Genomic DNA, 7935 nt, shown 5'->3' with positions numbered 1-7935 from the left:
TCCCATCACGGTGGCCAGCACCACCACCCAAACGGGCAAACCAGCTGGCCACCAGTGGGCAGTTCTGATGGCCACCAGCGGGAAGAAACACTGGCCGCCTATGGGCAGAACTCAATGGCCCTTGACAGGAGTGGTTCCCAGCGGGGGCGGCTGATCGGGGCCAGCATCTACCCGGTGCCCCTCACCTCTCAAGCGGCCTGAAATCCTCTCCCATTGCCTGCCACCCCATCGGCCCCATGCGTACCAGCGACGACTGAGGACGAATAATGGACGCGGACTTTCACGGTCCGCGGCTACTGCTTCCCCGCGTTTACGGTCAAGATCCCCGCTTAGCGGCTGGGCCCTTCCGATACGACGCGTCAGCGCGATGGGCGCGTCGGGACGGGCCGGTTACACGCGGGCGGCGTAGAGCTCCATCAGGCGCGTCTGCCGTTCCTTATCTGTGGCGCCGGCAGGCAAATCCAGGATGCTATCCATAACGCGATCCAGTGCTGCGTGCGCCTTCACAAGGGCCGGGTCCATCGCCAGCTGGTTGTACTGATCAGCAAGAGGACGGTCAGGGTGCAGAGCACGCGCATCCAAGACCTTCTGGCCGGCCGCGATCATCTTCTCTCGGTCCTCCGCCGACACCGCGGGAAGAGGGAACGTGTTCCACGTCTGCTTCTTGGAGAAGCGGAGATCGGACTTCATACGCCCACCCACCATCGCCTGCCACGACAAGAACGCCTTGGTGGAGATGACCGCGAAAGCGAAACCGTCAGGATCCGCTGCCGTGGAGGTGGAGTCTGAGGCAATTACATCGGCACTCATGCGTCCGGCGAGGAAGTAGGCGCGGTTTCCTGAGACGGTTCGGGGAATGCAGAGGTAGTCCGTATCCCGGTGTCCGTTGAAGTAGAACAGGTGTGGGGTGGCGGCCTTCTCCTGAGTGGACTTCAGTGGGCTGGCCTCGCGCATCTGTCGCACCCCCTCTAGCCGCCGCCGCAGCTCGGGAGACTTAGCCACGTCGGCCGGTTCCAGGTCGACCAGCCAGAGCACCCAGCGTCGCGTCCCCTGGAGCAGCTCCTTGGCGCCCATGTAGGGACGCACATACTTGGCAAGAACGGGATCACTCATCACAGCGTCGTAATCCTCGGGAGTGACCACGAGGTTCCCGCCGTCAGCCGGCAGGGACCCGTACTCCACCGCAGGAAGATCCGGGCTCAGTGGCTTGGTCCGCCCAGCCACAATCATTTCGAGGCCTTCAACCAAGTAGGGGTTGATGCTCTGAACCGGAGACTCCTGCGGCGCTCCCTTCGGCGTCGCATACGAGAAGAGTCGAGCGGTCGAAGACTCATGGCGATCGAAGCCAAGAATCACGCAGTGCACGCCCGCGGCGTCGGGCGCCTCCGAGGTCCAGGCGAACGTGCGGTGCGCGAAGCGGATGCGCCAGCCGTTCTTGAAAACGGCCGGGAAGATGCGAGCCGGCTGGTCGCCTTGGGTCAGGGAGTTCGTGGTGACGAAGCCCCAGCGTCCCAGCACCTTCGCAGGGAAGTAGTCCAGGACCTTGGCGTACCACCCGCTCACGTAGTCCAGACGCCCGGGGCTCTTGGTGCGCCACGCGGTTTTGAGATCTTCGGCCTGCTCCTTGGAGCGGGAGGCATGACCCAAAAACGGCGGGTTGCCCATCACAAACACATCCGGCCCGGCCGGCAGTACCTCGTTCCAGTCCATGCGCAACGCGTTGCCGACCACGATGTGCGCCGACTCGGTCAACGGCAGCTGCTCCGGAGACACGCCGATCTTCAACGACATGTCCTGGTTCGCCTGGTGGTTCACCAGGAACATCGCGGTGCGGGCGATGGTCGCCGGCCACTCCTCCAGCTCGATCCCGTAGAAGTGCGACATCCGCACCCGCACTCTCTCGTCCTCGTCCATCACCAGCGAGGTCTGCACCTGCTTGCCCGACAGCTCCTGCAGACGCACCAGGATCTGCAGCTCCAGGGCGCGCAGCTCTCGGTAGGCCACGATCAGGAAGTTGCCGCACCCGCATGCCGGGTCCAGGAAGCGCATCTGCCCCAGTCGCTCGTGCAGCTTGCGCAGTCCTGGGCGGGAGTGGATGTTCGCCACGAACTCGGCACGCAGCTCGTCCAGGAACAACGGTCCGATGAGCTTGAGGATGTTCTCCTCGGTCGTGTAGTGCTCCCCCAGCTCCCGGCGGGCTTCCTTGGACTTCACCGCCTGGAACAGGGACCCGAAGATCGCCGGAGAGATCCCACCCCAGTTGAAGTGGCAGGCCGCGATCAGCTTCTGACGCATCGAGGCGGTGAAGTACGGGATCGACACCGGCTCCCCAAACACGGACCCGTTCACGTACGGGAAGCGCAGCATCAGCTCGTCGGTGCCGGCCATGCGCTTGTTCACCGGCCGGTTGAGCACCTGGAACAGGGCGGTCAGCTGGGCGCCCAGGTCTGAGCCGTCCTCGGCGGTACGGGTCTGGATGAACTCCAGGAACAGGTCCCGCTCCCACAGCCCGGAGTCGTCGGCAAAGAGGGCGAACAGGGTCCTCACCAGGAACACGGACGCCTCGTGCTCGTCGTATCCGGAGCCCTCGAGCTCCACGTAGAGGTCGGCCATCAGCTGCGCGGCCTTCACGGAGGCCGCGGCCTGCTCGGCTGAGCCGAACGTGCGCTTCTGGTAGCCGGCGATGAACCCGAACCGCTCGGCCTCCACCGGCAGCTGCTCCAACGGGAACTCCACCACGGCATCCGTGTCCCCGGCCGGAGCCTCCAGGTCACGCAGCCGGAACGTCTCGAAGTCGCAGGTGATCACGTACCTCGGCTGCTCGGCCTCCGGGACACCGGCCAGGTACTTCAGGGCTTGGTCCTCGGCGTCCTGCAGATTCTTGCCCAACGACTTCTGCTCAGCGATGAGCATGCCCGGCCAGAACACGTCGATGAACCCGGCCCCACCATCAGCCTTGCGCGCGCGGGCCTCGAACTGAACTACCTTGCGCCGACGGACCCCGTAGACATCGAAGAGGTCCGTCCAGAAGGACTGGGACTCGCCCCTCTCGTAGGACTCCCCAGCCCATTCGCGCACGAACGCTGCGGCGTTCGAGCGGATCTGGTCCCAGGACAGCGGCTTGGACTGCATCGTTGAGGCCCTTTCGTCGGAGACCCCCATCCTCCCGCAGGGGAGCAGGGGAGAGCGGAAAGCAGGAACCGCCGGAGCACGTGTCCCGTACCCCGGCGGTTCCTTCACCTCATGTCACGACACATGCCAGCGCCACCGCCAGCCCGAGGCCGGCGTGGGCGGCGCGTGCGTCCCCTCAGTGAGCCAGAACGTCGCGCCGGTGGGATGACCGGCGGCATCGTGCAGGTCATGCGGACCCGTGCGAACAGTGATCTGACCAGGCTTGAGGCCGTAATGATTCACCATGGCATCCATGGAGACCTTCCTTCGTGTCGATTTCATCGTGGACCGCGAAGCAACACGCCGGAGCCAGCCATCAGCACATGTAGGGTGGCATCTTGAACCGCGAGTTCAATTCCGGCTACTGGGCCGTCACGGGTTGTGCGCCCGTGGCGGCTCAGTGCTGTTTCGCTGCCAGAAAGCTTGAATCGAGATTCAGGCTTCCTGACACGAGAAACACTACATGCAGGATGTGAGGGCAGACCCCTCCCCTACATGTAGTAGTCACACCTATGTAGTTGTCTGTCCACAGCCACTCAACGCATTGCCCACAAGAGGGTGCATTAGGAACTGGCGAGTTCACGCGCGACACGCCAGAGACTTGGGCGGCTGTCCACAACTAGGGGAGATCTGAAGAGGTGGTTTCCCCAATGCTGGTGTGAAATTCCCCCTGTCGCCCAGCGGCGTGTCTGCACCCGCCAGACCACAACATCTAGAGCGTGTCGGACGACAGCCCCCACCAGGCGATCACCGCGTTCAGCCCCACGACAGCCCGGCAGACGTTGGAGTCGATGTAAAGCCCGGGGCACCAAGCCCCCCCTTCTTGAGGCGGGCGTTCTGGCACTCGATCACGTTCCGGCCCTTATTGAAGCGCCCTGGGTTTCGTTCCGAGGCCAGGACGCAACGGGCGCTGAATCCTGATCGTGAGTGTAGGCGGCCTCGACCTCTGCGGGAGTGCGGTAGCCGAGGGTCTCGTGGAGGCGGGCGGTGTTCCACCAGTGCACCCACCCCATGGTGGCCAGTTCGACCGCCTCGACGGACTCCCAGATCCGCTTGGAGTGGATGAGCTCGGCCTTGTAGAGCCCGTTCACGGTCTCGGCCAGGGCGTTGTCGTAGGAGTCGCCCACGGTGCCTACCGAAGCCGTCACCCCGGCGGTGATGAGCGCGTCCGAGTACGCCAAACTGACGTACTGGCTGCCGCGATCCGAGTGGTGCACCAGGCCTTGGCGGCCACGGCTTGCACCGGTGCTCACGAGGGCGTGCTCCAGGGCGAGCAACGGCAGCCCCGCGGTATGAAGGCTGCCCGAGACCGCCCATCCCACGATCCGCCGGGAGTAGACGTCGGTGATGAACGCGACATAGCAGAACCCGGCCAGGATCCTGACGTAGGTGATGTCTGCGACCCAGAGCTGGTGCGGGCCTTCCGCGGTGAAGCGGCGCTCGACCAGATCTGGGCGGGCATCCGGCTCGCCTGTCGGCCTCGTGGTGACCGGCTTACGTCCGCGCCGCACCCCTTCCACGCCGGCGAGCTTCATCAGTCGGGCGACCTGGTCCCGGCCGATCTCCCACCCGGCGCGGCGCATCGCGTGGTGCATCTTTTGGACGCCGTAGACGCTGTAGTTCTCCGCGTGGATCCGGCGGAGTTCCTCCACGAGGATCTCGTCCCGCAGCGTTCTCGAAGACCTGGGTCGTGTCTTCGCGGCGCGGTAGCCGCGGGAGGTGATGAACCCACATTCCGTCGCGCTGAGCACGCGGCAGATGGCCTCGACCCCGAACTGATCGCGGTGTTCGTCGATGAACGCGATCATCTCGTCGTGGGGCGGTCGAGCTCCGCTGCGAAAAAAGCTGAGGCTTTGCGCAGGATCTCGTTCGCGCGGCGCAGCTCGAGGTTCTCTCTGCGCAGTTTGGTGATCTCCTCGGCTTCAGCGGTGCTGAGCCCTGGGGCTTCGCCCTGATCGACGCGATCTTGCTTCCACCAGTTCCGCAGGGTGTGTGGGGAGATCCCGCCGAGGGCTTCGCCAACGGCGGTGCAGGCGACCCAGGCGGAGCACTGCTCGGCGCGGACGCGTTCTTCGATGAGCTTCAGGGCTCTTGCCTTGAACTCGGGGGTGTACTTCTGGGGCATGATCCGATCCTCCTTGAGGAAGTAGGTCGGAACGAAACCCAGGGCGCTTCAGAACGCCACCCGCTTGGCCTTGGTCCAGTACCGGGCTCCCGAGCCCCACGCCTCATGCACGGGCACCATGTGATCGATCTACACCGTCGAAGCAGAGGTGTGCGTACGCAGATCCCAGCTGCTCACCCACTTGCCCGTGGCCACCGTGCACTTACGGGTTGTCGTGAACTTCGGGGTGGTCTTGGACTCTGCGATCAGCACCTCTGCCCGCGTGTTCTGGCAGTCCCCGTTCGCATCCTTCCAGTCACCGAACTGGGCGGCCCGGTCATACCCGGCGTTCGGTGAAAATAGTGTCTATGCCCTCTCCCCAGTTGCCCTATCGGATCGTCGAGCTGGCCACCAGCATGTTTGCCCGAGACACGGGATTCAGCGGCCCCGAGCTACATCGCCTGTTCGCTGAACATACGGATGCCCTGGGCCCCTACGCCGGGTGGGGTGGGGGTGGGCCCTCTCGCTGGCAAATCTTCCAGTCCGGCCTGAAGTCCTTGACCGTGCCGGAACAGAAGTCCCTATTGCTAGACCTCTGCAACTACGACGGCGAACCGGCCCATGGGATGCCTGCAGCGGAAAAAGTCGGCACTTTGCGGCAATTACTCCTGGCCGAAGGGACACCAGGCGCGCATGTCGCTGCTGAGAGCCTGGCCAAGCTCACTGACTGGCAGGCGGTGTCCAAGTCCTGGAAAGCTGCGCTGGACAAGGTCACGGCCGACCCGGAAGGGGCGATCACCGCAACCCGTACAACCCTAGAGAGCATCTGCAAGCACATCTGCGATGAACGCAAGGTGCCCTACGACAACGGCTGGGACCTCCCGAAGCTCTACAAGGCAGCTGCAGCTGCGATGCAGATTGCCCCGGACCAGCACACGGAACAGATCATCAAGCAGATACTCAGCGGCGCGGTGACTATGGTCGGCGGCCTGGCCGGCATGCGCAACGCACTCAGTGATGCCCACGGACGCGGCAAGCACGCCGCTGGTCCCGTACCGAGACACGCGAAGCTGGCGGTCAACGCAGGCTTCGCTATCGCAGGATTCCTCATCGACACGCATGTGGAGAAGCCCGCTGCCTGAACAGCCGAGGTCGCCGGATCCTGCCCGGGGAGATACATGAGCTGGCATCCTTCGAGAGTGATTTCACATGATGACCTTCGCAACCTGCCCCTTCCCGACCTGGCGGTGAAGCTGCTTGCTAACCTTGCCGACGACCAAGCCAACTACAACAGCATCCTGGCCGGTCTGAAAAACGCAAGCGGTTTCGGGCAGCCCGGTCCGGCCGACATCGACGCGTTGCTAGCCCGGCTATCGGACGCCTGGGCGTGGTTGGAAGCCCACGCCCTCCTAGGCCCGTCTGTGATGAATCCGCAGGCCGGAAATTGGCAACGCCCCACGGCCCTGGGGCGGGAGATTGCCCGGGATTCTGCCGCTGTGGCCAAGGTTTGGGCAGGAGAACGTCTGTCGGGGGATCTGGACCCTGCCCTCGACTCGGCCCGAACAAACTTCGCCCTCGGAGACTACGAGACGGCTGCCTTCGCTGCGATGAAAAGTGTGGAGGTGGAGGTCCGACGCGTTGCAGGCCTGACTAATGATTTGCTCGGGGTAAACCTGATGCGTAAGGCTTTTAGCCCCAAGGACGGAGTCCTTCGCGACCCTGACGCAGAGGGAGGCGAGCAGCAGGCCACCGCCGATCTCTTCGCCGGGGCTATCGGCACGTTTAAGAATCCCGCCAGTCATCGCACTGTCTCATTTGACGACCCATCGGAAGCTGCGGAGGTTATTCAGCTCGCTGACTTACTCCTGCGCATGGTCCGTACTGCCGAGCGCCGGATCAATCCGTGACCCGTGAATCCGAAGGAAATTTCTGACCTCTCGCCATGACGGTCAAATCCGATCCATCTGCCATTCGTGATACATGTGGCAGTCGCTATAGGGCAACGCGCCGTAATGAGGTGTACAGCGTCTGCCGGCTCACCCCGAAGGTGCGCGCCACCTCAGCCTTCGGGATCCCCATCTCGATCATCACCCGAGCCTGCTCCACGTCGGGGTCCGAGAGCTTCGGGGCCTGCACGTACTTGCCTCTCGCCTTGGCCAGGGCGATGCCCTCGGCCTGGCGCTCCTTGATCCGCCGGCGCTCGAACTCAGCGAACGCCGCCAGGATGCCCAGCATGAGCCCGTCCACCGGGGAGGTGCCGGACTTGTCCACGGTGATCCGCTCGGACACGAACTGCACCGCACACCCCTTGTCCGTGAGCTCGTCCACGATCGCGTACAGGTCCCGGGTGTCCCGTCCCAGCCGGTCCATGGAGGCGACCTTCACCAGGTCCCCCTCGCGGACGTACCGCATCAGCTCCGCCAGCCCCGTCCGTTTGGCCCTCGAGCTGCCGCTGATCTTGTCCTGGAAGACGCGGTCGCATTCCCCCACCGCCTCCAGCTGACGCTCCAGGTTCTGCTCGGCCGAGCTGACCCGCACGTAGGCCAGAGTCTGTCCAACCACGTCTTAAACCCTCCGACACTTCTGTCTAACGACCCGGTTTGGGACCGTCTCTGACGTGATGCTCTCGTGGGCGGGCGGGGTGTGTAAAGGGGTATACC

Annotated in this window: 6 protein-coding genes and 1 other annotated feature; of the genes, 2 read left to right on the top strand and 4 right to left on the bottom strand. The window is 64.1% G+C overall.

The window, feature by feature from the left end:
• Positions 1 to 390: 390 nt before the first annotated feature.
• From J1M41_RS10775 to J1M41_RS10765, 3 genes are all read right to left on the bottom strand, one after another.
• The gene (locus J1M41_RS10775; protein WP_206451736.1) at positions 391 to 3132 is read right to left on the bottom strand and encodes a class I SAM-dependent DNA methyltransferase; all 2742 of its coding nucleotides are present in this window, start codon (positions 3130 to 3132) and stop codon (positions 391 to 393) included.
• Between the two features lie 114 nt (positions 3133 to 3246).
• Entirely contained in the window at positions 3247 to 3426 is a 180-nt protein-coding gene (locus tag J1M41_RS10770; protein WP_206451735.1) for a hypothetical protein, read from the bottom strand.
• Between the two features lie 593 nt (positions 3427 to 4019).
• Positions 4020 to 5296 (bottom strand): IS3 family transposase gene (locus J1M41_RS10765; RefSeq protein WP_241247949.1). Its coding sequence is split into 2 segments (ribosomal slippage): positions 4020 to 5017 and positions 5017 to 5296, totalling 1278 coding nucleotides; the frame shifts between segments, so codons are not numbered across the junction.
• Positions 4922 to 5018: a sequence feature (AL1L pseudoknot), on the bottom strand. It overlaps the preceding gene by 97 nt.
• 347 nt (positions 5297 to 5643) lie before the next feature.
• Here J1M41_RS10765 and J1M41_RS10760 point away from each other — a divergent pair.
• Complete coding sequence (locus tag J1M41_RS10760) at positions 5644 to 6417, top strand: abortive infection family protein (RefSeq protein ID WP_044659744.1); 774 nt, start codon at positions 5644 to 5646, stop codon at positions 6415 to 6417.
• A 36-nt stretch (positions 6418 to 6453) separates the two neighbouring features.
• On the top strand, positions 6454 to 7182 hold the full coding sequence (locus J1M41_RS10755) for a TIGR02391 family protein (RefSeq protein ID WP_082067633.1): 729 nt from the start codon (positions 6454 to 6456) through the stop codon (positions 7180 to 7182).
• Positions 7183 to 7267: 85 nt separating this feature from the next.
• On the opposite strand, the gene J1M41_RS10750 is transcribed toward J1M41_RS10755, so the two are convergent.
• Positions 7268 to 7837, bottom strand: coding sequence for a recombinase family protein (locus J1M41_RS10750; protein ID WP_206451734.1), 570 nt, complete (start codon positions 7835 to 7837; stop codon positions 7268 to 7270).
• Between the last annotated feature and the right edge of the window lie 98 nt (positions 7838 to 7935).

The organism is Micrococcus sp. KRD096, assembly GCF_017168495.1.
In the GTDB taxonomy this organism is placed as follows: Bacteria; Actinomycetota; Actinomycetes; order Actinomycetales; family Micrococcaceae; genus Micrococcus; species Micrococcus luteus.
Note: the sequence above shows the minus strand (reverse complement) of the source record. Positions and strands in the feature narration are given on the sequence as shown.